The sequence below is a fragment of the uncultured Porticoccus sp. genome, assembly GCF_913061305.1.
GTDB lineage: Bacteria > Pseudomonadota > Gammaproteobacteria > Pseudomonadales > Porticoccaceae > Porticoccus.
Genome location: NZ_CAJXST010000001.1, coordinates 225,319 through 249,107 on the forward strand (window position 1 = coordinate 225,319; position 23,789 = coordinate 249,107).

21 protein-coding genes are annotated in these 23,789 nt (G+C 55.7%); 6 read left to right on the forward strand and 15 right to left on the reverse strand.

Annotated elements, in window-relative coordinates:
• Nucleotides 1-25: 25 nt before the first annotated feature.
• Nucleotides 26-1,543, forward strand: coding sequence for a Ppx/GppA phosphatase family protein (locus tag QZ516_RS01145; protein ID WP_297185030.1), 1,518 nt, complete (start codon nt 26-28; stop codon nt 1,541-1,543).
• Here the strand turns inward: QZ516_RS01145 and ppk1 are convergent.
• Nucleotides 1,540-3,666: a polyphosphate kinase 1 gene (gene ppk1 / locus QZ516_RS01150; protein ID WP_297185032.1), complete on the reverse strand. Its 2,127-nt coding sequence runs from the start codon at nt 3,664-3,666 to the stop codon at nt 1,540-1,542. The two genes, QZ516_RS01145 and ppk1, sit on opposite strands and share 4 nt — an antisense overlap.
• Nucleotides 3,667-3,845: 179 nt before the next feature.
• Here ppk1 and QZ516_RS01155 point away from each other — a divergent pair, with 179 nt between their 5' ends.
• Nucleotides 3,846-4,886, forward strand: coding sequence for a methyltransferase domain-containing protein (locus QZ516_RS01155; protein WP_297185035.1), 1,041 nt, complete (start codon nt 3,846-3,848; stop codon nt 4,884-4,886).
• A 23-nt stretch (nt 4,887-4,909) separates the two neighbouring features.
• On the opposite strand, the gene hemW is transcribed toward QZ516_RS01155, so the two are convergent.
• Together hemW and QZ516_RS01165 are read right to left on the reverse strand one after the other, a co-directional pair.
• Nucleotides 4,910-6,064, reverse strand: a complete 1,155-nt coding sequence (hemW, locus tag QZ516_RS01160; protein WP_297185038.1) for a radical SAM family heme chaperone HemW — start codon at nt 6,062-6,064, stop codon at nt 4,910-4,912.
• A gap of 122 nt (nt 6,065-6,186) precedes the next feature.
• A complete protein-coding gene (locus QZ516_RS01165) occupies nt 6,187-7,221 on the reverse strand; it encodes a lipid A deacylase LpxR family protein (RefSeq protein WP_297185040.1) in 1,035 nt (344 codons plus the stop codon).
• Nucleotides 7,222-7,340: 119 nt separating this feature from the next.
• Here QZ516_RS01165 and QZ516_RS01170 point away from each other — a divergent pair, with 119 nt between their 5' ends.
• Nucleotides 7,341-9,218 (forward strand): MFS transporter, encoded by a 1,878-nt coding sequence (locus QZ516_RS01170; protein WP_297185042.1) that lies wholly within the window; start codon nt 7,341-7,343, stop codon nt 9,216-9,218.
• 58 nt (nt 9,219-9,276) lie between these two features.
• Complete coding sequence (locus tag QZ516_RS01175; RefSeq protein ID WP_297185045.1) at nt 9,277-10,545, forward strand: dicarboxylate/amino acid:cation symporter; 1,269 nt, start codon at nt 9,277-9,279, stop codon at nt 10,543-10,545.
• 41 nt (nt 10,546-10,586) lie between these two features.
• Here the strand turns inward: QZ516_RS01175 and QZ516_RS01180 are convergent, their stop codons facing one another.
• The 4 genes from QZ516_RS01180 to QZ516_RS01195 all read right to left on the reverse strand — a co-directional run bounded on the left by QZ516_RS01180 (nt 10,587) and on the right by QZ516_RS01195 (nt 15,671).
• Nucleotides 10,587-11,861: an inorganic phosphate transporter gene (locus QZ516_RS01180; RefSeq protein WP_297185048.1), complete on the reverse strand. Its 1,275-nt coding sequence runs from the start codon at nt 11,859-11,861 to the stop codon at nt 10,587-10,589.
• A 29-nt stretch (nt 11,862-11,890) separates the two neighbouring features.
• The gene (locus QZ516_RS01185) at nt 11,891-12,571 is read right to left on the reverse strand and encodes a TIGR00153 family protein (protein WP_297185050.1); all 681 of its coding nucleotides are present in this window, start codon (nt 12,569-12,571) and stop codon (nt 11,891-11,893) included.
• Between the two features lie 98 nt (nt 12,572-12,669).
• Entirely contained in the window at nt 12,670-14,742 is a 2,073-nt protein-coding gene (gene recG, locus QZ516_RS01190) for an ATP-dependent DNA helicase RecG (protein WP_297185053.1), read from the reverse strand.
• Nucleotides 14,739-15,671 (reverse strand): hydrogen peroxide-inducible genes activator, encoded by a 933-nt coding sequence (locus QZ516_RS01195; protein ID WP_297185056.1) that lies wholly within the window; start codon nt 15,669-15,671, stop codon nt 14,739-14,741. Before QZ516_RS01195 ends, recG begins: the two co-directional genes overlap by 4 nt.
• A 64-nt stretch (nt 15,672-15,735) precedes the next feature.
• Here QZ516_RS01195 and QZ516_RS01200 point away from each other — a divergent pair, with 64 nt between their 5' ends.
• Nucleotides 15,736-16,599 carry an NAD-dependent epimerase/dehydratase family protein gene (locus QZ516_RS01200; protein ID WP_297185059.1) on the forward strand — a complete coding sequence of 288 codons (864 nt, stop codon included), beginning with the start codon at nt 15,736-15,738 and terminating at the stop codon, nt 16,597-16,599.
• Between the two features lie 8 nt (nt 16,600-16,607).
• Here the strand turns inward: QZ516_RS01200 and QZ516_RS01205 are convergent, their stop codons facing one another.
• The 5 genes from QZ516_RS01205 to QZ516_RS01225 all read right to left on the reverse strand — a co-directional run bounded on the left by QZ516_RS01205 (nt 16,608) and on the right by QZ516_RS01225 (nt 21,209).
• Nucleotides 16,608-16,991, reverse strand: coding sequence for a RidA family protein (locus QZ516_RS01205; RefSeq protein WP_297185061.1), 384 nt, complete (start codon nt 16,989-16,991; stop codon nt 16,608-16,610).
• 17 nt (nt 16,992-17,008) lie between these two features.
• The gene (locus QZ516_RS01210) at nt 17,009-19,111 is read right to left on the reverse strand and encodes a bifunctional (p)ppGpp synthetase/guanosine-3',5'-bis(diphosphate) 3'-pyrophosphohydrolase (protein ID WP_297185064.1); all 2,103 of its coding nucleotides are present in this window, start codon (nt 19,109-19,111) and stop codon (nt 17,009-17,011) included.
• Nucleotides 19,112-19,130: 19 nt separating this feature from the next.
• Nucleotides 19,131-19,418 carry a DNA-directed RNA polymerase subunit omega gene (gene rpoZ / locus QZ516_RS01215; protein ID WP_297185067.1) on the reverse strand — a complete coding sequence of 96 codons (288 nt, stop codon included), beginning with the start codon at nt 19,416-19,418 and terminating at the stop codon, nt 19,131-19,133.
• Between the two features lie 108 nt (nt 19,419-19,526).
• Nucleotides 19,527-20,144: a guanylate kinase gene (gmk, locus tag QZ516_RS01220; RefSeq protein WP_297185069.1), complete on the reverse strand. Its 618-nt coding sequence runs from the start codon at nt 20,142-20,144 to the stop codon at nt 19,527-19,529.
• A 201-nt stretch (nt 20,145-20,345) separates the two neighbouring features.
• Entirely contained in the window at nt 20,346-21,209 is an 864-nt protein-coding gene (locus QZ516_RS01225) for a YicC/YloC family endoribonuclease (RefSeq protein ID WP_297185073.1), read from the reverse strand.
• A 120-nt stretch (nt 21,210-21,329) separates the two neighbouring features.
• Between QZ516_RS01225 and rph the strand changes: the two genes are divergently transcribed.
• Nucleotides 21,330-22,058 carry a ribonuclease PH gene (gene rph / locus QZ516_RS01230; RefSeq protein WP_297185076.1) on the forward strand — a complete coding sequence of 243 codons (729 nt, stop codon included), beginning with the start codon at nt 21,330-21,332 and terminating at the stop codon, nt 22,056-22,058.
• Here rph and QZ516_RS01235 read toward each other — a convergent pair.
• The 3 genes from QZ516_RS01235 to proC are packed head-to-tail and all read right to left on the reverse strand — an operon-like array spanning nt 22,055 to nt 23,785.
• A complete protein-coding gene (locus QZ516_RS01235; RefSeq protein WP_297185078.1) occupies nt 22,055-22,354 on the reverse strand; it encodes a DUF167 family protein in 300 nt (99 codons plus the stop codon). The genes rph and QZ516_RS01235 overlap by 4 nt on opposite strands.
• Nucleotides 22,354-22,941, reverse strand: coding sequence for a YggT family protein (locus QZ516_RS01240; RefSeq protein ID WP_297185081.1), 588 nt, complete (start codon nt 22,939-22,941; stop codon nt 22,354-22,356). Before QZ516_RS01240 ends, QZ516_RS01235 begins: the two co-directional genes overlap by 1 nt.
• A gap of 22 nt (nt 22,942-22,963) precedes the next feature.
• Nucleotides 22,964-23,785, reverse strand: coding sequence for a pyrroline-5-carboxylate reductase (gene proC, locus QZ516_RS01245; RefSeq protein ID WP_297185084.1), 822 nt, complete (start codon nt 23,783-23,785; stop codon nt 22,964-22,966).
• Nucleotides 23,786-23,789 lie beyond the last annotated feature (4 nt).

Sequence of the window (23,789 nt, forward strand, 5' to 3'; positions counted from 1 at the left end):
TACCAAACCACAAGGAAAACCCGCATTGCAAAATACCGTGGCGAATGGCCAGGGCAAGACGCTGGCAGCGATTGACCTCGGCTCAAACAGCTTTCACATGATTGTTGCCCGGGTGACCCAAAACGAAATGCGACCCGTGGAACGTTTTGGCGGCCGGGTCCAGCTGGGTGCCGGCATGAAGTCAAATCGATTGGCCCCGGAGGCCATAGAGAGAGGACTAGCCTGCCTGGCCCGTTTTCGTCAGGCCCTGGATACACTGCAGCCGGAACAGGTTCGAATCGTGGGAACCAACGCGCTGCGCGCTGCAAAAAATGCCCCGCTATTCATCAGGCAGGCGGAAGCGCTGATGGGTTATCCGGTGGAGGTGATTTCCGGTCGTGAAGAGGCCCGGCTGGTGTATCTCGGTGTGGCCCACACCCTTGCCGATGACGACAACTCCCGCCTGGTGGTGGATATCGGTGGCGGCAGTACGGAATTTATTATCGGCCAGCGCTTTGAAGCCAAATTGCGTGAAAGTCTGCATATGGGTTGTGTGACCTATCGTGATCGATACTTCCGGCAGGGAAAAATCTCGCCAAAACGTTTTGAAAAAGCCTACCGCGCCGCATATCAGGAAGTGCTGAAAATCCGTAAGGCCTATAAAAACCATGGTTGGGATAACGGGGTGGGTTCTTCCGGCACCATGACCAGTATCGAAAAGCTGATCATTGACAAGGGCTGGGCCGAGGAAGGTATCAGTGCGGTCAATCTGGGGCGTTTGAAAAAGTTGCTGCTGCAATATAAGGACATCAATTCACTGTCTGAATTATCGGGTTTGAGCGAGCGTCGACGGGGGGTGATTGTGTCGGGTGTCGCCATCACCTGTGCCATTTTTGACGCCTTGAATATTCAGCAAATACACACTTCCAGCGGTGCCCTCAGGGAGGGGGTCATCTATGAAATCATGGGCCGGTTCGAACACGAGGATGTTCGTGAACGCAGCGTGATGGCGCTGATGCTGCGATCGGAAGCAGATCAGCAAAATGCGGATCAGGTGGAGTCCATGGCCACCCTGCTATTCGATGCCGTGGCCGATGACTGGCAGCTGGATGCGTCTGACCGGGCGCTGCTGTGCTGGGCGGCCAGATTGCATGAAGTGGGTTTGAGTATTGCGCACAGTCAATTTCACAAGCATGGGCAATACCTTATTGAGCATTCTGATCTGGCGGGTTTCAGTAAACAGATGCAGCGGGAGCTGGCACTCCTGGTTCGCAGTCACCGGCAAAAGTTTCCGGCGGGTGAATTTGTCAGTTACGAAGCCGGGCAGCGCATCCGCTTAAAGCGTCTCTGTATACTGATGCGCTTGGCCGCGCTGTTTAAGTATGTGACGCCCGTGGAGGGCAAGCCGATGTTTGCCACGAAGGTCAAAGGGTCGGAAGTAACACTGTCCTTTGATGCCGACTGGCTGCAGCGCCATCCGCTGACCAGTGCGGCACTGGAGTCGGAGCAACGGTATCTGAAGAAAATCGGTTTCCAGCTGAAGTTTCAGCAGTCGCTGAGCTAATCCGCCAGCTTCTCCAGTAATTCCAGTTGGGCGGCATAGCGGGTGGCCCCTTGAGCGGGGTGGTTGAGCAGATATTGCCCGTCGGGCTGCAGCACCCAGCTCTGGCAATTGTCAGTGAGATAGCTTTGCAGTTCGTTGCGTATTCTCGCCTGTAACCGGCCGCTCAGGATGGGGAAACAGATTTCTACCCGATGCATCAGGTTGCGCTCCATTGCATCGGCGCTGGCACAGTAGATATGCGGTGAGGCGTTGAGAAAATAATACACCCGTGAGTGTTCCAGAAAGCGTCCGATGATGGAGCGTACCTGGATATTCTCGGATACGCTGGCAATCCCCGGTCGCAGACAACACATCCCGCGAACGATCAGATCAATTTTGACCCCGGCATTGCTTGCTTCATACAGCGAGGTGATGATTTTTGATTCGGTCAGCGCATTCACCTTGATGATGATGTGGGCTTCCCTGCCCTGCCGGGCGGCTTCAGCCTCCGCTTCGATCAGTCGCACCAGATTTTTTTTCAGTGTAAAAGGGGCGCTGAACAGGGTCTTGATGCGTTCTGCCTTGCCCATCCCCGTGAGCTGCTGGAAGATTTTATGCACATCGCTGCACAGGTCCGGGTCAGCCGTCAGCAGGCTGTAATCGGTATACAGGCGGGCGTTGCCCGAGTGATAGTTGCCTGTACCCAGATGCACATAGCGACGCAACTGGTTGTTTTCCCGGCGGACAATCAGGAGTGCCTTGGCGTGGGTTTTATAGCCAACCACGCCATAGGTGACTACAGCACCTGCCTCCTGCAGATGGGTTGCCAGTTGCAGGTTTTCCTCCTCATCAAACCGGGCTCTCAGTTCAATGACGACCGTCACCTCTTTGCCGGCTCTGGCGGATTCCAGCAGCGCATCGACAATTTCTGATGAGGCGCCGGTGCGGTAGAGCGTCATCTTGATCGACAGCACGGCACTGTCCCTGGCGGCCTGGCGCAGCAGATCAATGATCGGGGTAAATGACTGAAACGGATGGTGCAGCAGGATATCCTCCTTTCGCACCCTATCCAGAATGCTGTTGTCCGATAGTCGCAATGTTCTGGGAATGGAGGGAATCATGGGTGGAAACAGTAGATCAGGACGATTCAACATCTGCCGCAGTTGCATCATCCGCCCGAGATTCACCGGGCCATCCACCCGATAGAGCTCGTCCTCACCGAGGTTGTACTCCCGCAATAAAAAATTCACCAGCTCGGCCGGACAGTTCTGGTCCACTTCCAGCCGCACGGCGCTACCAAAACGTCGCGAGTGCAGTTCGCCGCGAAGCGCCCTGGCAATATCTTCCACTTCAGCCGCATTCAGGTCGAGGTCAGCATCGCGGGTAATGCGAAACTGGTAGCAGCCGGTAGCGCTCATGCCATTGAACAGATCATCGATATGGGCATGCATCAGTGAGGAGAGCAGCACAAAGTTATCGCCATCGACACAGAGTTCATCGGGCAGCCTCACCAGTCTCGGCAGCGAGCGCGGTGCCGGCACAATGGCCATACCACTATCCCGGCCAAAGGCATCCTTGCCCTCCAGCGAAACAATAAAATTGAGGCTTTTGTTGACCAGCCGGGGAAATGGATGGGCGGGATCGAGTCCGATGGGGCTGATTACGGGCATCACCTGATGACGAAAATAGTCCTCGGCCCAAACAGCTACCTCCGGACTCCACTGGTGGCGATTGAGCACCCGGATTTTTTCCTGCTCCAGTGCGGGTAACAGTAACTCGTTGAGGATCTGATACTGCCGACTGGTGGCCACTTTGCACTGCTCGCTGAGGACCTGGAGGACGTCCCTCGGTGGCATGCCATCGACGTTGACGACTTCCCGTGCGAAGCTGATTTGCCGTTTCAACCCCGCCAGTCGAATTTCAAAAAATTCGTCCATATTGCTGTTGAAAATCATCAGAAACTGGAATCGTTCCAACAGTGGATAATCTTCGTTCAACGCCTGTTCCAGCACGCGCAGGTTGAACTGCATCAGGCTCATGTGGCGGTTGATAAAGTGTCTGGCATGGCCAATGTCGATCTGCTCTTCAGGCACGCGGGCTTCCGATTTTATCGTTTGATGGGTCAATTCAGTTATATTGTTCATAATAGATACAGTGCAACAAACAAGACAATTATCTATTGTCCCTGTCGTCTGTGACAAATTTTAGACAATCTGTAACAACGGCGGGATTTGCGCATCCCAGAAGTGGAGCTCGGTGTCGGTAAAATGTATTGTCGCCGGTGTGTCACTGATGGCAGTGTTGAGGCGAGCTAAGGAGTCCCATGTACGATATCGTCAAAGACTATTACGGCAGGGCATTGCAGGGTTCCGAGGATTTGCAGACGGATGCCTGCTGCACGGTTGACAGTGTTCCCGATGCCATCAAGCCGATCATGGCAAAAATACACCCGGAAGTGAGCGGCAAATACTACGGCTGCGGCTTGATTGCCCCGGCGCTGCTGAGCGGCCTCAGGATCCTGGACCTGGGCAGTGGCTCGGGGCAGGATTGCTATGTGCTCTCCGCTTTGGTGGGTGAGAGCGGTGAAGTGGTGGGTGTGGATATGACGGACGAACAACTGGCTGTTGCCAACCGACATATCGAGTTTCACCGGGATGCCTTTGGCTTCAAAAAAGCCAATGTGCGTTTTCTCAAAGGCTATCTGGAAAACCTCGATGAGTTGGATCTGGCCGATGCAAGTTTTGACGTGATTGTCTCGAATTGCGTGATTAACCTGTCCCCCGACAAGCGAGCGGTTCTGGCCCAGGCCCATCGGTTATTGAAGCCCGGTGGTGAGTTGTATTTTTCCGATGTCTATTCTGATCGGCGGGTTCCTGTCGAGCTGTCAAATGACCCTGTCCTCTACGGCGAGTGTCTGGCCGGGGCGCTCTACTGGAATGACTTTCTGCAACTGGCCCGGCAGGTCGGTTTTGCCGATCCGAGACTGGTGGAGGATCGTCCGCTGAGCGTTGGCAATCCTGACATAGTGGAGAAAGTTGGCCCGCTGCGTTTTTACTCGGCAACCTACCGGCTTTTCAAGCTGGAAAATCTCGAACCGGCCTGTGAAGACTACGGCCAGTCAGTGATCTACAAGGGGACTATTCCGGGTTCAGAAAACCAGTTTTTACTGGACTGTCATCACCGGATAGAAACGGGAAAAAACTTTCCGGTCTGCGGTAATAGTTACCGGATGTTGCGGGAGACCCGCTTTGCTGAGCATTTTGAATTTCAGGGTGATTTCCACTGTCATCGAGGTATTTTCAAAGGCTGTGGCATTGATTTGCCCTTTGGCAATGATGGCAGTGAAACATCGGGTTGTTGTTGAAAAATTTCTGAAAAAACAGCGAGTTATTCGCTAAAATAGCACAGTACCGTGTTTAAAAACCGGTGGCCTTTTTTGGTCGTAACAATATGTGAAGGCGAATTTTCCAGCAAACCTGCGGTGATCAATCTTTCACAAACTGTATTGATTTTATTAAGAGAAATACCGGTTCTCTCTTCAAAATACGGTTTTTCCACACCCTGGTTGAGACGCAGGGCATTCAACATGAATTCCAGTGCCAATTCGTTTTCGGGAATGTTTTTACAGCTGGCAATAAATGAATTTCCCCTGGCCAGATAATCCCCCGGGTTGCGTGTTTTTGCGGTGCGGGTAATGCGCTGCTCATCGGGCAGCGTGATCTTGCCGTGTGCCCCGGCACCAATACCCAGATAATCGCCAAACTCCCAATAATTTCTGTTGTGCAGAGCAAATTTTTTCTCGCGACAAAAAGCAGAGACTTCATATTGAAAATAGCCGTTATCCGCCAGTAATTGATGGCCGCTTTCCTGAATGGTGTCGAGCACATCCTCAGCCGGCAGGGTGGGTGGACGACGGTAAAACTCGGTGTTGGGTTCGATGGTCAGTTGATACCAGGAGATATGCGCTGGTGCGAGATCAATGGCCTGTTGCAGATCGGCTATTGCCTCCACCTCGGTTTGCGTCGGCAGGCCGTGCATCAGGTCCAGGTTGATATTGTCAAAACCGGCGGATTTGGCCATTGCTACAGCGGCACGGGCATTTTCTGCCGAGTGGATTCGGCCCAGCCTTGCCAGGTGGTGATCATCAAAGCTTTGAATGCCAATCGACAGGCGGTTGACGCCGACGTCGCGAAAACCATTGAATTTGGTTTGCTCAAAGGTACCGGGATTCGCTTCCAGTGTGATTTCAATGGCGTCGTTAAAACCGAAGCGCCGCCGGGCCGCCTGAATAACCCTGCCGATACTCTCGGCGGAAAAAAGGCTTGGCGTTCCTCCGCCAAAAAAAATGGAGGACAGTTTTCTACCCTGTGCATAGGGCAATTCCATCTCCAGCTCGCGAATCAGAGCCTGGATATATTGGTCCTCAGGCAAGTGTCCGTCGTTGGCGTGGGAGTTAAAGTCGCAGTAGGGGCACTTGCGGATACACCAGGGGATGTGGACGTAAAGTGACAGGGGAGGCAGGCTGAGAGGGATATCACGCATGGCGCAGATCTTAGCATTTCGCCGCGCGGAGGCGGTTTATTTTTCTGTGTTGATGCCTGCAATCAGCCGGTTAATACGTCATTGTTCCCGGCAATCCGGTGTTGCCGTCCTGCCAGGCGGGATTACCAGGAATAGGAAATGGATAGGGAGCCGTACTGATGGGTATTGCGCTGCTGTTCAAATTCACGGGTGCGGAACACCTTTGCGTAGGAGACTTTCCAGCCGGCCACTAGAAAACTGAAGCCCACGGCGGCATCCCCCACCACTGGCCGACGATGGACTCGATGGCTGTCTTCAAAGGTATTGCCGTCGAGAAAAATATCCCTTGCCACCACCCGGGTATCAAAGGACACAAAGGCATGCAAACCACAGATGGGCAGACGGCAATGGCGTCTATCGCCCCGCCCCGGCGCACTGTTATCACCTCCGGGCCGCAGGGCGGCGGTGCCGAAATCCTCGGGTAACTGCCAGCCAATCCGGTACTCGGCACCAAAATTCAGGTAGGTGGCCACATTGCCGAGGCTCCCGCCTCCGTGAACAATGGCATCCTGCTGGGGCCACTGTTCGGTCAGTTTATAGCGCCGTTTGTGTTCATAGACCAACTGTAGCCCAAGCTCGTTTTCCAGCTGGTGATCCCAGCCCTGAAATTTATCGATATCGCGAATCTCATGAATCAGATCCTGCGTATCTTCTGCCAGGGATGCGGGTCCCACCATGCCCACGTTGAGTTCCAGGGTATCCAGTTGTTGCTGATCGCGGATATGGTAGGCGAACCCGAGGTAGAGGAACCCGGCATAGGGCCGGTCATCTTCAATCAGCGAGGAGATGTCTTTTTCTCCCGGGGTAAAGATCAGTTGCCCGGCACTGATCACCAGATTGCGTTGCAGGGCCTCCGCATCCTTCAGGCTGTGAAAAAACCGCAGTCGATGGTTTGCCGCCCTGACCCACTCGGGCAGATCGGGATCTTTAAGGTAGGAACTGAGGTCCTGTGACACACAGGAGAAGCGGATACCGTTGGTGTAGTGTTGGTCTGTTTCACCAAACAGGTCATTTTCGAGATAGAGATTGACGGTACTGCAAAAGCGTTCGTCCTCCCCCTCGGCACCGAGGCCAACGGTGGGAAATAGCACAACAAACAGTATCAGCAGGCGTTTCATGGTGATCCCGGCAAGGCTTGGGGTTGATTATGTGCTGTGGTGGGGCAATCGGGCAACGTTATTGAATAACCCCGGCCGCAACGGCAAGATGACAGTCTGTTGAATAAAAGGATGCGTGGGTGAGTAACAGCCGCAGTGAACTGATGAAAGCCCGGCGATTTCTGCCACTTTTTCTGACCCAGTTTTTTGGGGCCCTTAACGATAATCTGTTTAAAAATGCGCTCCTGGTGATGATCGTCAGTGCCAGTATTGCCGGGACTGCCAATGTTAACACCGTCGTCAATCTGGCGGCGGGCCTGTTTATTCTGCCCTTTTTCCTGTTTTCTGCCCTCGCCGGCCAATTGGCTGACAAGCACGAGAAATCACTTATTATCCGGCGTATCAAGCTGGCTGAAATACTGATCATGCTGCTTGGTGCCGCAGCTTTCTGGTTCGGGGCGCTCTGGCTACTGCTGGCAGTGCTGTTTCTGATGGGCGCGCAGTCAGCGTTTTTTGGGCCGGTAAAGTATGCCATTTTACCTCAGCACCTCGGTGAAGACGAATTGCTGGCAGGCAACGCCCGGGTGGGTATGGGAACCTTTGTGGCGATTCTGGTTGGCACCATTGCCGGCAGTTTGCTGGGCGGAACGGCCAGTGCGCACTGGTTGGTGGGTACTGTTGTAATTTGTGTGGCCCTGACGGGATGGTACAGCAGTCGGCAAATTCCGCTGGCTGAAGCCCGTGCCCCCTCACTCAGGATTGACTGGAATACACCCAGGATCAGCTGGCAGCTGATCAGGCTGGCCACTGAGAAGCGGTCTGTGTTTCTGGCGATTCTGGGTATCTCCTGGTTCTGGATGCTGGGGGCCAGTTATTTGACCCAGATGCCCAATTTCACCATCACCGTGCTGCGGGGCACGCCGGGGGTTATTGCCCTGATACTCTCGGCCTTTACCGTTGGTGTGGCTGTGGGGGCAATGCTCTGTGGCCGATTGAGCGGTGCCCGGGTGGAAATAGGCCTGGTGCCGCTTGGCGCCATCGGCCTTAGCCTATTTGGCATCGACCTGTATTTTGCCGCCACCGGCTACGTCGCTGAGAGCCCTGTTGAGGTCGCCGGTTTTGTACTCCGTCCCGACGGATTGCGCGTGTTGCTTGATATAGCACTGCTCGGACTCTTTGGTGGTCTGTATATCGTGCCACTCTACGCCATGGTGCAGGCGCGTACCGATCCGCAATTGCGTGCCAGAATTATCGGCAGCAACAATATTCTCAACGCATTTTTTATGGTGTTGGCCAGCGTATTGGGCATTCTGTTTCTCGGCGTGGCAGGGTTGCGCATTGAGGAGCTGTTTCTGGTGCTGGCACTGATGAATATCGCCGTTGCGGTGTTTATTTTTCTGCAGGTGCCCGAGTTCAGCATGCGTTTTCTGGTGTGGTTGGCAGGTCACAGCCTGTACCGGGTGAGACATCGCGGTCTGGAGCTGATACCACTGAAAGGCCCCGCCATTCTGGTCTGCAATCATGTCAGTTATGTGGATGCGCTGTTGCTGGCCGGTGCGGTGCGGCGACCGGTTCGCTTCATCATGTATAAACCGATTTACGAGTTACCGGTACTGAATTTTATTTTTCGCACCGGCGGTGCCATTCCGATTTGTTCGAAGAGCCAGGATCCGGCGGCCTATCAACGGGCCATGGAGACGATCGATGCGGCATTGAACAAAGGTCAGTTACTCTGTCTTTTCCCGGAGGGCAAGCTCACTGCGGACGGCGAGATCGATACCTTCAAAAATGGTATTGAGCGAATACTGGCTCGCAATCCGGTACCGGTGGTGCCGATGGCGTTACAGGGCCTTTGGAAGAGTTTTTTCAGTCGCAGTCACGGTGGTGCATTCAGAAAGCCGTTTCGACCGGGCTGGCGGCAGGTGGCGGTGATTGCGGGTACCCCGATACCGGCCGAAAGTGCTTCAGTCGGCCGGTTGCAGGCCGAAGTTGCCGCATTGCGTGGTGAAAACAAATAACCATGGCTACCGGCTGCGATCCGGTGGACAGCAAACCCAACAGGGGCAGGGAACAGATATGGGAAAGTTAAAATTACACTGGCAGATGTTGATTGCGATTCTTGCTGCGGTCGTCATCGGCCTCCTGTTCGATGTAAAAACCACCCTGCTGGGTGTGAGCCTCTACAGTATCTTTGACTTTATCGGGATGCTGTTTCTCAACGCGCTGAAGATGCTCATTGTGCCGTTGGTGATGTCCTCCATCATTGTGGGTATCGCCGGGCTGGGCGGCAGTGACAATCTGGGGCGCCTCGGTGCCAAGACCGTCGGTTTCTACCTTTGCAGCAGCCTGCTGGCAATCCTGATTGGCCTGTTGCTGGTCAATCTTCTGTCCCCCGGCATCATTGACGGCGAGGCAGCGGGCAGCCGGCTCAATCTCAGCGAACCGGAGGCGGTTTCTTCCCAGTTGGCAGCCGTTGAGGGCCGGGGTGTCGGTGATATAACCGGGGTATTTCTGCGGATGGTACCGCCCAATATCGTCAAGGCAGCGGCAGATGGACAAATGCTGGGGCTGATTTTTTTCAGCCTGTTGTTCGGTGTGTTCATGACGCGTATCAGCAAGGAACCCGCGCAGACCCTGTTGGGTTTCTGGAATGGTGTTTACGAGACGATGATGGAAATCACTCTGTTCATCATGAAATTTGCACCGCTAGGGGTGTTGGGGTTGGTGGCCAAAACCATTCTGGCTACCGGGTTTGATGCCTTCCAGCCGTTGATGATGTTTTTTATTACGGTTGTACTGGCATTGGCGGTTCATACTTTTGTGACCCTGGCGCTGGTGCTGCGACTCGCTGGCTTGAACCCGTTGAAGCATTACCGGGCCATGTTGCCGGCCATGCTAACCGCCTTTTCAACGGCCTCTTCATCCGGCACTTTGCCGGTGACGATTGAATGTGTGGAAAAAAATGCCGGGGTATCCAATCGCACCAGTGCCTTTGTGCTGCCGTTGGGTGCCACCATCAATATGGACGGTACGGCACTCTACGAGTGCGTCGCCGCTATCTTTATCGCCCAGGCCTATGGTCTGGAGCTCAGTTTTGTCACCCAGTTTACGATTGTGCTGGTGGCGCTGCTGACATCGATTGGGGTGGCGGGGATTCCGTCGGCCAGTTTGGTGGCGATTACGGTCATTCTCGGGGTAATCGGCCTGCCGCTGGAAGCGATCGGCATGTTGCTGGTGACCGACCGTATTCTGGATATGTTGCGAACCTCAGTGAACGTTTTCAGTGATTCCTGTGGGGCGGTGGTCATTGCCAGAAGTGAGGGTGAGCAGGGCCTGCTCGTTTGATCAAAGCCCGGCACAGGCCACCGGGCTTTCGGCTTTGTCCGCTAGCTGAAGATGGCCCTGATTATATAAAAAAACAGAATAGCCAAGCCGGCCCCGGCGGGCAGGGTCACCAACCAGGACATAAAAATCGTGCCGACCACGCGCAGATTGAGGGCTGCAATGCCCCGCGCCAAACCGACACCCAGTACGGCACCGACCAACGTGTGCGTCGTGGAAATGGGCAGGCCGGTACCCGATGCCAGTACCACCGTTGCCGCTGCGCCCAGCTCGGCAGCAAAACCCCGGCTCGGGGTCAATTCGGTAATCTTTTTCCCTACGGTGCCCATGACTTTAAAACCATAGGTCGCCAGCCCCAGTATGATGCCAATTCCACCTAATAGCAGAATCCAGCGCGGCATCACGGCCTTCGCCTCAACGGCCCCAGAGTTGATCACACTGACAACCGCTGCCAGTGGGCCAACAGCGTTGGCCACGTCGTTGGAGCCATGGGCAAACGCCATGGCGCAGGCGGTAAAGATCATCAGCACGGCAAAAACCCGTTCGACACTGGCAAACCGGTTATTTTTTTCCGCTGTTTCATCCCGTTTAACCCGACGCAGCAGCAGCGTTCCCAGGGCCATGACCAGCAGGCCAACCACAATGGCAATCAGGGCACATTGGCCGAAGGAGAGGCTGATGCCCATGTCCCGGAAAACATATTTGACCCCTTTGAGCATGGTTACCATGGCAATCAGGAAGCCGACGGCAAACATGTAAAAGGGGATAATTTTCTTGGCCCGCATGAACGGGTCGTCCTGGGTCAGGATCAGCTTTTGTACACTGCGAAACAGCATGTAAGAGAGAGCCCCCGCCAGCAATGGCGAGACGACCCAGCTGGCGACGATGTTGCCCACTTTGCCCCAATTGACCGAATCCACAGAAATCCCCACTGCCGCAAAGCCGACAATGGCACCGACGATGGAATGCGTGGTTGAGACCGGCCAGCCCATGATGCTGGCCAGCATCAGCCAGGTTCCCGCAGCCAGCAACGCCGACATCATTCCGAACACCAGAAGTTCCGGTGAGTTGGCCAGTACCGATGGATCAATAATGCCTTTGCGTATGGTGTCGGTGACTGCACCTCCCGCCAGGTAGGCACCGGCAAACTCAAAGACCATGGCGATGAGTATGGCCTGTTTGACGGTCAGTGCCCTGGAGCCCACCGAGGTGCCCATGGCGTTGGCCACATCGTTGGCGCCCACTCCCCAGGCCATGAATACGCCAAATACACAGGCGAGGATAATCAACAACTGGCCGTGTTCAGCAAGTAGTGCCATTGGTTTGAATTCCCGTTTACTGGTTGCGGTTACCGGGCGAGAAGCAGCTGTAATTTGCCGCCCACGCTCTGAGACAGATCGGCGACTTCGCCAATGATGTCGATGACCTGATAAAGAAATATCACATTGATTGGGGGTAGATCGGTTTCCAGCTTGAACAGGTGATGCCGGATAGCCTGTTCGAGGTGATCGCTTCTGTCTTCCAGCTTGTCCAGGTCGCGGATCAAATTTTCCACAAAATCTACCTCTTTACCGCTGAAGCCCACTTCCAGCAGTTCATCCAGTTCATTGATTGCGATGTGTGCCTGGCGGCAGGCTTCGATTGCCGATCCGACAAATTCACTCATCTTTTCCTGCAGGGGCGCCGGGATCACCATTTTTCGGCCAAGCATCAGACCGGCGATATCCTTGGAGCGGTTGGCAATGCGATCCTGCTGGCTGAGCATGTTGAGTAGATCGGAACGATCCATTGGCATAAACAGGCTTTTGGGTAAATGCAGGCGCAATTCGCGCTTCATAACATCGGCCTGGTGTTCCAGGTCTGACATCTCGTCGAATACCTTGTCGGCTAGTTGCCAGTTTTCTGTGATGGCTGCGGCCAGGAAATCGGCGAGTTTCTCGGTACAGGAAACCACCACTGTCATATGGGCTTGCAGAGGGCTGATGGGGGACTTGCCAAAGAGGTTGGAGAGAGGATTGCTGAAAACCATGGGATGTCCTCTGTTCGTTGTAGGGCGCGAGTATAAGAATCTGTCACATAAATGTCACATTTTTGCTCAAGTAAAATCACGAATGATTCAGTATGCACCTAAACCTGGCTGAAATGATCGGTCTCCCCCAGCCAGCGACGAATAATGGCTGCCACCCGGTCGGGGGTTTTTGCGAGCATCTTTTCGGCGGTGCGCCGGATTTCCGGGAGCAGGTGGCCGTCGCGCTGCAGGTCAGCGATACGCAGCATCACATCGCCGGTTTGCCGGGTGCCGAGTACCTCGCCGGGACCGCGCAGCTGCAGGTCTTTCTCGGCAATCTGAAAGCCATCGCCGGTTTGCCTCATGATGGCCAAGCGCTGACTGCCAGCTGCCGAGAGCGGTGGGCTATAGAGCAGGACACAATAACTTTCCGCCTGGCCACGGCCCACCCGACCTCTCAGTTGGTGTAGTTGCGCCAGTCCCAATCGCTCCGGATTTTCGATGACCATCAAACTGGCATTGGGCACGTCAACACCCACTTCGATCACGGTGGTGGCGACCAGTAGCTGGATTTCCCCGGCTTTAAAGGCCGACATGGTCGCGGCCTTTTCAGCCGGTTTGAGCCTGCCGTGAATGAGACCAATAGGCAACTCGGGCAACAACAGGTGCAAGGCGTCTGCGGTTGCTTCCGCGGCCTCCGCTTCGAGTAATTCCGATTCCTCAATCAGAGTGCAGACCCAATAGGCCTGGCACCCCTGCGCGCACGCATTGCGAACCCGCTCAACCACCTCAAGGCGACGTTGGTTGGAAATGACCACAGTGCTGACCGGCGAGCGTCCCGGTGGCAGCTCATCAATAATCGAACAGTCAAGATCCGCGTAAGCGCTCATCGCGAGGGTTCGGGGTATCGGTGTTGCGGTCATCACCAACTGGTGGGGGACCTGGCCATGCTGTCCCTTGTTGCGCAGGGCAAGACGCTGGTGCACGCCAAACCGATGCTGCTCATCGATAATGATCAGGCCGAGGTTGTGGAACTGAACCTGTTCCTGAAATAGTGCATGGGTGCCGATGGCAATCTGAGCATCGCCTGTGCCGATCATTGCCAACTGTCTTTCGCGGGCCTTGCCCTTGACCTTGCCCGTGAGCCATGCGATTTGAATACCCAGTGGTTCCAGCCATTGGGTGAAATTATTGCGGTGCTGCTCGGCCAGAATCTCGGTGGGTGCCATCAGGGCCACCTGCCGACCGCTGGCGACACATTGTAATGCTGCCATTGCGCTGACGACGGTTTTGCCGGAGCCGACATCGCCCTGTAGCAGCCGCAACATCGGGCTGGTTTGCTCCAAATCCTGTTTGATTTCCCGGCTGACCCGCTGCTGGGCGTTGGTCAGCGGAAATGGCAGGCACGACAGAAACTCCGACAGCACCTTATCATCGCCTTTGAGCTCAGGGGCCCGGTGTTGTCTGATGGCCTGCCGAAGTCGCAGCAAACTGAGCTGGTGGGCCAGCATTTCTTCAAAAGCCAGACGCTGCTGGGCCGGGTGTTCGCCACTGGCCAGCAGATCGAGCGGTGCATCGGTCGGTGGTTGGTGAAGGAATTTTATGGCGTCTTCCAGGGACAGCACTGCGTTGTCCTGTTCAAGAAATTCCGTCAGTGATCGGTCGCTGACCAGGGCGAGTGCCTGGTCAATAATGGTCCGTAACCGCTGTTGACTCACGCCCTCGGCAACGGGATAAACGGCTGTCAGGTGCTGTTGCAGCGGCTGTGCCGCCTGGTCTCCGTCGAGGAACTGGTACTCGGGATGGTACATCTCAAGTCCGGTGCTCCCCGCACGGACTTCGCCAAAGCAGCGCAGCCGGCCTCCCCGGGCAAGATTTTGTCGCTGGGCCGTGGAGAAATGAAAAAATCGCAGCGTGATAATCCCGGTGTGATCCTGCACCCGGCAGATCAGACTGCGGCGTCGGCCAAAAGCGAGATCGCAACCGCGAATCTCTCCTTCGATGACGACATCACTGTTGGGTTGAAGTGCGCCGATCGGTGTAATTCGGGTGCGATCCAGATAGCGGAGTGGCAGGTGGAACAGCAGATCCTGGACACTGTGAATACGCAGTCTGGCCAGCTTCAGGGCGAGTTGGGTTCCGACTCCCTTCAGGCGGGTAACCGGTAGCTGGTCCAGAACAACTTCAGTCATGCAGCACAGGGTGGGCAGCTGGGTAGCGAGTTCATTTTGATGGCATCCCGCAGTGCATCGACCGCCTTGTGTCGCGGAAAGCTGGCCCGCCAGGCCAGTGCCACCGTTCGGCAGGGAACCGGATCCGCAAAAGGCCTGGTAATCAGTAACCCGTCCCTGTAGCCAGCGCCGATAGCTGCGGACTGCGGCAGAATGGTAATGCCCAGTCGGGAGGCGACCATATGACGCAGGGTCTCCAGCGAGCTGCCTTCACTGTGGGTACGAATCTGGCTCTGGGTTTCATCGAGGTGCTTATTCAGGTTGGGCAAAGCCTCCCTGACCTGGTCGCCAAAGCAGTGGCCCTCGCCAAGCAACAGGACATTCTCGTCGTCCAGATCGACGGGGCGGATGGCTTCTTTTTTGCTCAGGGGGTGATCTTCGGGCATCAATACGACAAAGGGTTCGGAGAACAGCGGCTGGGTAACCACGTCGGGTTCCGTAAATGGCAATGCCACGATAATCACGTCCAGTTCTCCCTTGCGCAGCCGCTGTCGCAGTGTGGCGGTAAAGCCCTCCTCTACCACCAGCGGCATTTGTGGCACAGCCTTCTGTAGTGCCGGAATAAAGTGTGGAAACAGGTACGGGCCGATGGTGAAAATGGCCCCTACACAGAGTGGCGCCTTGAGCTGATCCCTGCCGGCCGAGGCAATATCCCTGATGGAGGCGCTCTCCTCCAGTACCCGTTGCGCCTGGGCGACCACCTGCTCGCCGATGGGGGTTGGTCGCACACTGTTCTTGGAGCGTTCAAAGAGATCAACCCCCAGTTCCTGCTCGAGTTTTTTGACGGCGATGCTCAGCGTGGGTTGGCTCACATGGCATAACTCTGCCGCCTGGCCAAAGTGCTGCTGTTGTGCCAATGTGACGATATAGCGCAATTCCGTTAAGGTCATACAGTGTTTCTCCTGCCGCCAATATGCCAATAATAGCCAAAGCAAATTGAAAAAGGAAAGACGATTGAAAGTATTATTTATTGGCTGTGGCGATATCGGGGTTCGTTGCATTCACAGGCTGCAGATGCTGGAGGGGTGGACAGGCCTGGCGATGTGTCGCCATCCCGATCGTCTGCCCGCGACAATTCCATCGGTGGCGGGGGATATCTGTGATACCCCTCATCTCACTGAATTGCTGCGTAACGCCGATGTCGATGCCATTGTCGTTACGCTGACGCCGGGAGAGATGAGCGACGAAGGTTATCGGGCCAGTTATGTGGCCGGTGCGGAGTCGCTGGTGAAGGCGATTGGGTGCAGTGGCTGGCGTTCGGGTCCGGTGCTTTGGGTGTCCAGTACGGGGGTGTATGGTCAGGGCGGGGGCGAGTGGGTCGATGAGTTATCGGACACCGTTCCGGCATCCTATCGAGGTAAGCGCTTACTCCAAGCCGAGGGGCTGATTAGCCAATTGTCGGTGCCCGCTGTGGTGATTCGTTACGCCGGTATTTATGGGCCCGGTCGGGGGCTTATGCTAGCGCAACTACACAGAGGGGAGCTGGCGCCGCCACAACCTGTTCAGTGGAGTAATCGCATCCATGCAGAAGATTGCGCCGGGGTGCTGGTGCATTTGCTACAGCGTTACCGGGCCGATAAGCCGCTGCACGGTCTCTATCTCGCAACGGATAACGAACCCACGCCGCTCTATGATGTACATCGGTGGCTGGCAGCGCAATTGGGCATAAGCATGCCTGATACCGTTGCAACGACCAGTGTCGGGCGAGCCGGTAGCCGGCGTTGCAGCAATCGACGTCTGCTTGACAGTGGCTACCGGTTTCTCTACCCGACTTTCAGGGAAGGTTACGCAGCGCTGATCTCCGAATCGCCCCTGTAGGCGGGTTTTCAGATGACCATGATGCCGTCCATTTCCACGCCAACGCCTTTGGGCAATTCCTTGACGCCAATCGCTGCCCGCGCGGGATAGGGTTCAGTAAAATAGCGGGCCATGGCTTCGTTGACGGTGGCAAAGTTGCTCATGTCGGTCAGGAAAATATTCAGTTTGACAATATCCTTCAGAGAGCCGCCAGCTTCCTCGCAGACCGCTGCCAGATTTTTGAATACCTGGTCGACTTCTGCCGCAATACCCCCTTCCACCACCTCCATGCTGTCGGGATCGAGTGGTATCTGACCGGACAGATACACGGTATTGCTGACTTTTATCGCCTGGGAGTATGTGCCGATGGCGGAGGGAGCATGGTCCGTACTGATGACGGCTTTATTTAACATGGGGTTGTCCTCTGGGATTAGTTCTTGGTGCGATAAACGCGTTGCACCTGTTTCAAGTTGCGAATTTTACGCATCACATTGGCCAGGTGAATACGTCCTTTGACGTCAATCACCAGATCCACGACGCTGGAGTGGGCATCTCTCTCCTTGATGCTGATTTGCTGAATAGTGGCTTCGCTTTCCGAAATACGTGCGGCGAGTGCGGCGATGATGCCCCGCTCGGAGGTCAATTCCACTTTGAACTCCACCGAGAAGTCCCCCTTGACCCTGGGGGACCAGTTCAACGCCATGCACTTTTCGACATTAGTGCGGATTTCATTGAGGTTTTTACAGGACTCACGGTGTACCACCAGGCCCCGCCCCGGGCTGAGATGGCCGAGAATCGGGTCGCCGGGAATCGGGTGGCAGCAGCGGGCATAACTGATGATTAGGCCGTCGCTGGTATCGATCATGATGGGCGATTCAAATTCCTCGGGGACGTACTCCTTGCGCATTGAGGGTGGTGCCATCAGGTTGGCCACCCCATAGGCAAGGCGGTTGCCGAGACCAATCTGTTCTAGGACTTCTTCGAAGCTGGCGGCACCGGTTTCAACCAGCAGACGCTTGATCCAGGATTTGCGGATATTTTTATAGTTGCTGCCAAAGGTCTCCAGTGCCCGGTCGAGCAGGCGCTTGCCCAAATCCACGGATTCCTCGTGCTGCTGATGTTTCAGGAAATGGCGGATGGCACTGCGGGCTTTGGCCGTCACGACAAAATTCAGCCAGGAGGGGTTGGGCTGTGCATCCTTGGCGTTGATGATGGCCACTTTGCAGCCACTTTGCAGCGGTTCGGAGAGGGAGGTTAGCTGTCCGTTAATTTTGCTGGCTACACAGGTGTTGCCCACATTGGTATGAACCGCATAGGCGAAGTCGACCGGTGTCGCCCCCGAGGGCAATGAAATAATCTGGCCACCGGGTGTGAAGACATAGACCTCATCGGGGAACAGGTCGGCTTTGACGTGTTCGATAAATTCCAGGGAATTCCCAGCCTTTTGCTGGATTTCCAGCAGTCCCTGTACCCAGCGGCTGGTTCTGGGATTGCCTTCCTCGCGTGACTTGTAAAGCCAGTGGGCGGCGATGCCGAAGTTGGCCATGGCATCCATATCCCGGGTTCTGATCTGCACTTCAATAGGCACCCCGTGCATGCCGATCAGTACCGTGTGCAACGACTGGTAGCCGTTGACCTTGGGAATAGCCACGTAGTCTTTAAACTCACCGGGTACCGGTTTGAACAGGTTGTGGATGACGCCCAGCGTGCGATAACAGTCATCCACTGTCTCCACCACGATGCGAAAGGCAAACACGTCCATGATATCGCGAAAGGATTTTCGTTTGGTCTTCATCTTCTGGTAGATACTCCAGAGATGTTTCTCCCGGCCCGTGACCTCGGCAGAGATCAGTTCCTTGCCGAGGCGAATTTCAATGCTGTCCTTGATTTCTTCAACGATGTGTTTGCGATTGCCGCGAGCCGATTTGAGAGCCGCCCGCAGACGCCGATGGCGCATCGGGTACATCGCCGCAAAGCCGAGGTCTTCAAATTCCACGCGGATATCGTTGATCCCCAGTCGCTGGGCAATGGGGGCGTAAATATCCAGTGTCTCTCTGGCGATCCGCCGCCGTTTGGCCGCGCTGAGCACCTTGAGGGTGCGCATGTTGTGGAGACGGTCAGCCAGTTTCACCAGCATAACCCGGATATCCCGGGCCATGGCCAGGGTCATTTTCTGAAAGTTTTCTGCCTGCTGCTCGGCTCGGGAGGCAAACTCAATTTCAGTGAGCTTGCTCACGCCGTCCACCAGCTCAGCGACGGTGGAACCAAAGCGCCCGGCGAGATCTTCTTTGCTGACGCCGGTGTCTTCAATGACATCGTGCAACATGGCCGCCATCAGGCTTTCTGCATCGAGGTGCATGTCTGCGAGAATATTGGCGACAGCGAGGGGGTGGCTGATGTAGGGCTCGCCGCTCTGGCGCAGCTGGCCTTCATGGCAGCCAGTCGCGAACTGATAGGCGTCGAGAATGTCCTGGACTTCTTGCTGTTCGAGGTAGGAGGAGAGCTTGTTACTCAGTGCATCAACGGCTTGCAAGGCTTCCCCCGGTCACGGTTTACTCGGTTTCAGGGGCTACCGGTAGCTCGGGAGCTGAGGCATCTTCAAAGTCACCATATTCCAACAGCATTTCTTCGGGTTCTTCTTTCTGCTTGAGGATGCTTGCGTCGATGAAGCCCTCTTCAATTTCGCGCAATGCCATGACGGTGGGTTTGTCATTTTCCCAGGGCAGATGTGGTTGCTTGCCGCCGACGGCGAGTTGGCGTGCTCGCTTGGAGCTGACCATGACCAGTTCAAAGCGGTTCTCCACATGATCAAGGCAATCTTCGACAGTGATACGGGCCATATTTGATTCCGTTTCTTTGTTTAAGTGGGGTGTTATTGATTGGCAATCTGTGTAGACAAAAAGCCGCGGCAATGCCACGGCGACTTTCAGTTTACAAAATTGCGGGTATCAGGACAACAAATCCTTGAGTAAATCGCCGTTGCGTCGGCACTGGTAGTCCAATTTCAGTCGATGACTGATGATAATTGACCGGAGTTCTGTCAGGGCCGTATCGAAATGGTCGTTAATCACCAGGAAGTCCGCTTCTGTATAGTGGGACATTTCCAGTTGCGCCTCTGCCAGTCGTTGGCGAATGATGGCGGGCTCATCCTGTCCGCGACCGTTGAGACGTTGCTCGAGAATGGCCAGCGACGGCGGCAGGATGAAAATGCCAATGCAGTCCGGGATCAGCCGTCGGATTTGTGCAGCACCCTGCCAGTCAATTTCCAGGATAACGTCGAGCCCGTCGGCGAGAGTCTGCTCCACCCAGCTGCGCGACGTGCCGTAATAGTTATTGAAGACCCTGGCATGCTCAAGGAACGCTTTTTCCCTGAGCATGGTGCTGAACGTTGCCTGATCGACAAAGTGATAGTTGATGCCATCCTGCTCGCCGGGTCGCATCGGCCGGGTGGTGTGGGAGATGGAAACACAAATGTCCTGACACTGCTGCAAAAGCGCATTTACCAGACTGGTTTTTCCGGCACCGGAAGGTGCTGATACCGTGTACAGAGTACCTGTGGTCGACATTGATATCCGATGCTCCGCCAGTTTCTTGGTCGCTGCAGGTTGGTGACGCATCACCAAATTTGAAGGTTGCTACAATAACGTAATCGCGCATCGACTGCATCAGAGAGGCGGCGCTTTTATTGAATTATCGGCCGGTGAGTGACCTGTATCGCGGCAGCAGACCAGAAGAGCTGTGCGGCATTCTATGCAGTGAGCCGCTGCTTATTCAATATTCTGGATCTGCTCGCGCATCTGTTCGATCAGGACCTTCAGCTCTACCGCTGCGTTGGTGGTATCGGTGGCGATGGACTTTGAGGACAGGGTGTTAGCTTCGCGGTTGAGTTCCTGCATGAGAAAGTCCAGCCGCCGGCCAATCGGTTCCTGGCGTTGCAACACCCGGCGTATTTCACCCAGATGGGTATCCAGCCGGTCCAGTTCTTCGTCCACGTCGGCCCGCTGGGCAATCAACACCAGCTCCTGTTCCAGTCGGTTCTGATCCAGGCCGGCGCTCACCTCCTGCAGTCGGTCAACCAGCTTCTGGCGCTGGGCGGCCAGCAGTTCCGGCAATCGCGATCGCACGGTAGCCAGTTGCACGGCAATCCCGTCCAGTCGCTGTTCGACCAGTTCGCCGAGTTTTTCACCTTCCCGGTGACGGCCCTCCACCAGTTGATCCAGTGCTTCTTCAAACAACCGCAGCAGTGTGTTCTTGAGTTCCTCCCGGTCGATCTCGGGTTCGCTGAGCACCCCCGGCCAGCGCAAGATGTCCAGCGGTGAGATTTTTGCCGGATCGGTCATCAGGCGGGCCAGTTGTTCGCTGGCGGCAATATATTGCTCTGCCAGTGGTTGATTGATGGCTACTTCACCGGATTGTTTGGCGATATTGAGTTGCAGGGTGCAGTCCACCTTGCCCCGTTGCAGGTGCTTTCGGGTCAGTTCGCGCAGCGTCGCTTCAAGATCCCTGACGGTTTCCGGCATTCTGAAACCGGTTTCCAGATAGCGGTGATTGACAGAGCGGATTTCCCAGGCGGCGGTGCCCCAGTGGCACTCGATACTGTGGCGGGCAAAGGCAGTCATGCTGCTGGGCATGGGAATCTCCGGGAGAAGGGTGGAATTGACGTTCTATGGTAACACGGCGCCACATACGGCCGACAATTCGGTTAGAATGCCAGCCTCTTCCCCATTTCAAAAGACTACAGGAAATTTTTCATGTCCCGACCCAGTGGCCGTCGTCCCGAGCAGCTCCGCGCTGTAAAACTCACCCGCAGTTACACCCGGCATGCAGAGGGATCTGTGTTGGTGGAGTTTGGTGAAACCAAAGTCATTTGTACCGCCAGTGTCGAGTCCTCTGTGCCACGTTTCCTGCGCGGCAAGGGGCAGGGTTGGGTGACCGCTGAATACGGCATGCTGCCCCGTTCCACCGGTGAGCGTATGGCCCGCGAGGCATCAAGGGGGCGTCAGGGTGGCAGGACCCTTGAAATTCAGCGCCTGATTGGTCGCTCACTGCGGGCGGCCATGGATTTGAAAGCGCTGGGCGAGCATACCATTACGGTGGACTGTGATGTGATCCAGGCCGACGGCGGCACCCGCACCGCCTCCATCACTGGTGCCTGTGTCGCGCTTGCCGATGCGGTTAGCCACTTGCAGGAGCGCGGTAAGATCAAAACCAATCCCCTCACCAATATGGTGGCGTCGGTTTCAGTAGGCATTTATCAGGGTGTGCCGGTACTGGATCTTGATTACGCAGAAGACTCCACGGCCGAGACAGACATGAACGTGGTCATGAACAGCAGTGGTGGTTTTATCGAAATTCAGGGCACGGCTGAGGCGGCACCGTTTACCGAGGGAGAACTACAGGAAATGATGGTGCTGGCCAAGCACGGCATTGCCGATTTGGTCAGGGTGCAGAAAATGGCGCTGGCAAACTCGGGCGGTTAAATCTCTGGCGGCTCAATAGCTGCCTCGTCGGGCAGCCGGGTCGGGTTTTCAATCTGTAATGTCTTTTGTCTGCCGGTCTCTCCTCGCAGCAGGCTGACGGCGGATTTGGGCGTGCCGAACCAGCGGCTGACCAGTGCAATCAGATGCTGGTTGGCCTTGCCATCCACCGGCGGTGAGGTAATCCGGATCTTCAGGCGGTCTCCCTGCAGTCCGACGATTTCATCTTTTGACGCGCGCGGCTGCAGCCGGCAGCGCAACAGCAGACAGCCCTCCTGCCACCGGTAGTGTTCTCCCATCAGATGCCGGGCACCAGGCCGGAGGGCACCTGCAGTGACCTGGCGGCACCGTGCACAAAAATCTGCAGCATATTGATCACCAGAAACATGAAAATGGGCGACAGATCCAGGCCGCCCAGCGGCGGGATAATCCGCTGAAAAGGTGCCATAGCGGGGCGAATCAACTGATTTAACAGTGTCAGTGCGGGGTGGTTGCTCTGTGGTGCCACCCAGCTGACGATAATGACGATCAACAGGCCGTAGAGATACAGGTTCAGCACCAGATAAATGGCGCCCACCGCACCCCAGGCCAGGGCCGACAGAATATTCATCATACCCAGGCCGTTGATCGAAGCGGTAAGCTGAATTACCAGCCATTGGCATAGCAGCGCCAGCACGATAGTGGCCAGATCAAAATGCCGGTAAGTGGGAAACAGCTTGCGCAGGGGTTTGCTGGGCAAATGGGTGGCCTTCACCAAAAACTGGGAAATCGGATTGTAGAAGTCGGCATGGGAGAGCTGGAGGAGAAAGCGCAGCATCACCACCGCCAGGTAAAAGCTGCCGAGGGATTGAATCAGAAAAGTGCCGGCCTGGGTGAATGTACTCATAGGTTGCCTTGTTGTGTAACGGTTAGTTTGCCAGTTCGTCGGCCATCTCTGCTGCGCGTTTCACGGCGCTATTCATTGCCTCGCGAAACAGTGCTTTCAGATCGCCGGCTTCGAAAGCCTGTATAGCACGCTCCGTCGTGCCGCCGGGGGAGCTGACCCGCCGCCTCAATTCGGCGGCATCGACATCGCTGCTGACGGCCATTTTTGCCGCCCCAAGGGCAGTTTGCAAGGTGAGCTGCCGCGAAACTTCCGGTGACAGTCCGAGCTCTTCGCCGATTTCCTGCATGATTTCCATGATCAGGAAGTAGTAGGCGGGGCCACTGCCTGAAACCGCGGTCACGGCATCAATCTCTTCCTCCGTCTGCAACCAGCAGGACGTCCCCACGGCATTGAGAATATCACTGGCGAGTTGTTTTTGTTGGTCGGAGACCTGCCCGTTGGCAAACAGACCAGCGGCGCCGGTTTGAACCAGTGACGGCGTGTTGGGCATGCAGCGAACAATCGGCAGGTCGGCACTCAGCCACTGCTCCAGTGACGCCATGGATATTCCCGCTGCAATCGAAATAATCAGGGGTCGGTGACCCAGAGCGCCGGCGATCGTTTCGGTCACGGTTTGCATGACCTGTGGTTTTACGGCCAGCAGAATCACCTCGGCGCTAGCCGCGGCGGCCGCGTTATCGGTTGAGGTTTGGACGCCGAAGGTACTGGCCAATTGCTGGCGATTGGCCTCCAGTGGATCGGTGACGGTAATGACGTCTGCCGGATAGCCCTTGGCGATGAGACCACCAATCAGGCTGTTGGCCATATTGCCGCCACCGATAAAAGTCAGTGTGGGTTTGTTCACAGGT

What these genes read in the sequence shown, in the direction of transcription:
- ppk1 (WP_297185032.1), bottom strand. Translation starts at nt 3,666, where the DNA reads ATGAACAATATAACTGAATTGACCCATCAAACGATAAAATCGGAAGCC.
- QZ516_RS01155 (WP_297185035.1), top strand. Translation starts at nt 3,846, where the DNA reads ATGTACGATATCGTCAAAGACTATTACGGCAGGGCATTGCAGGGTTCC.
- hemW (WP_297185038.1), bottom strand. Translation starts at nt 6,064, where the DNA reads ATGCGTGATATCCCTCTCAGCCTGCCTCCCCTGTCACTTTACGTCCAC.
- QZ516_RS01165 (WP_297185040.1), bottom strand. Translation starts at nt 7,221, where the DNA reads ATGAAACGCCTGCTGATACTGTTTGTTGTGCTATTTCCCACCGTTGGC.
- QZ516_RS01175 (WP_297185045.1), top strand. Translation starts at nt 9,277, where the DNA reads ATGGGAAAGTTAAAATTACACTGGCAGATGTTGATTGCGATTCTTGCT.
- QZ516_RS01180 (WP_297185048.1), bottom strand. Translation starts at nt 11,861, where the DNA reads ATGGCACTACTTGCTGAACACGGCCAGTTGTTGATTATCCTCGCCTGT.
- QZ516_RS01185 (WP_297185050.1), bottom strand. Translation starts at nt 12,571, where the DNA reads ATGGTTTTCAGCAATCCTCTCTCCAACCTCTTTGGCAAGTCCCCCATC.
- recG (WP_297185053.1), bottom strand. Translation starts at nt 14,742, where the DNA reads ATGACTGAAGTTGTTCTGGACCAGCTACCGGTTACCCGCCTGAAGGGA.
- QZ516_RS01195 (WP_297185056.1), bottom strand. Translation starts at nt 15,671, where the DNA reads ATGACCTTAACGGAATTGCGCTATATCGTCACATTGGCACAACAGCAG.
- QZ516_RS01205 (WP_297185061.1), bottom strand. Translation starts at nt 16,991, where the DNA reads ATGTTAAATAAAGCCGTCATCAGTACGGACCATGCTCCCTCCGCCATC.
- rpoZ (WP_297185067.1), bottom strand. Translation starts at nt 19,418, where the DNA reads ATGGCCCGTATCACTGTCGAAGATTGCCTTGATCATGTGGAGAACCGC.
- gmk (WP_297185069.1), bottom strand. Translation starts at nt 20,144, where the DNA reads ATGTCGACCACAGGTACTCTGTACACGGTATCAGCACCTTCCGGTGCC.
- QZ516_RS01225 (WP_297185073.1), bottom strand. Translation starts at nt 21,209, where the DNA reads ATGCCCAGCAGCATGACTGCCTTTGCCCGCCACAGTATCGAGTGCCAC.
- rph (WP_297185076.1), top strand. Translation starts at nt 21,330, where the DNA reads ATGTCCCGACCCAGTGGCCGTCGTCCCGAGCAGCTCCGCGCTGTAAAA.
- QZ516_RS01235 (WP_297185078.1), bottom strand. Translation starts at nt 22,354, where the DNA reads ATGGGAGAACACTACCGGTGGCAGGAGGGCTGTCTGCTGTTGCGCTGC.
- QZ516_RS01240 (WP_297185081.1), bottom strand. Translation starts at nt 22,941, where the DNA reads ATGAGTACATTCACCCAGGCCGGCACTTTTCTGATTCAATCCCTCGGC.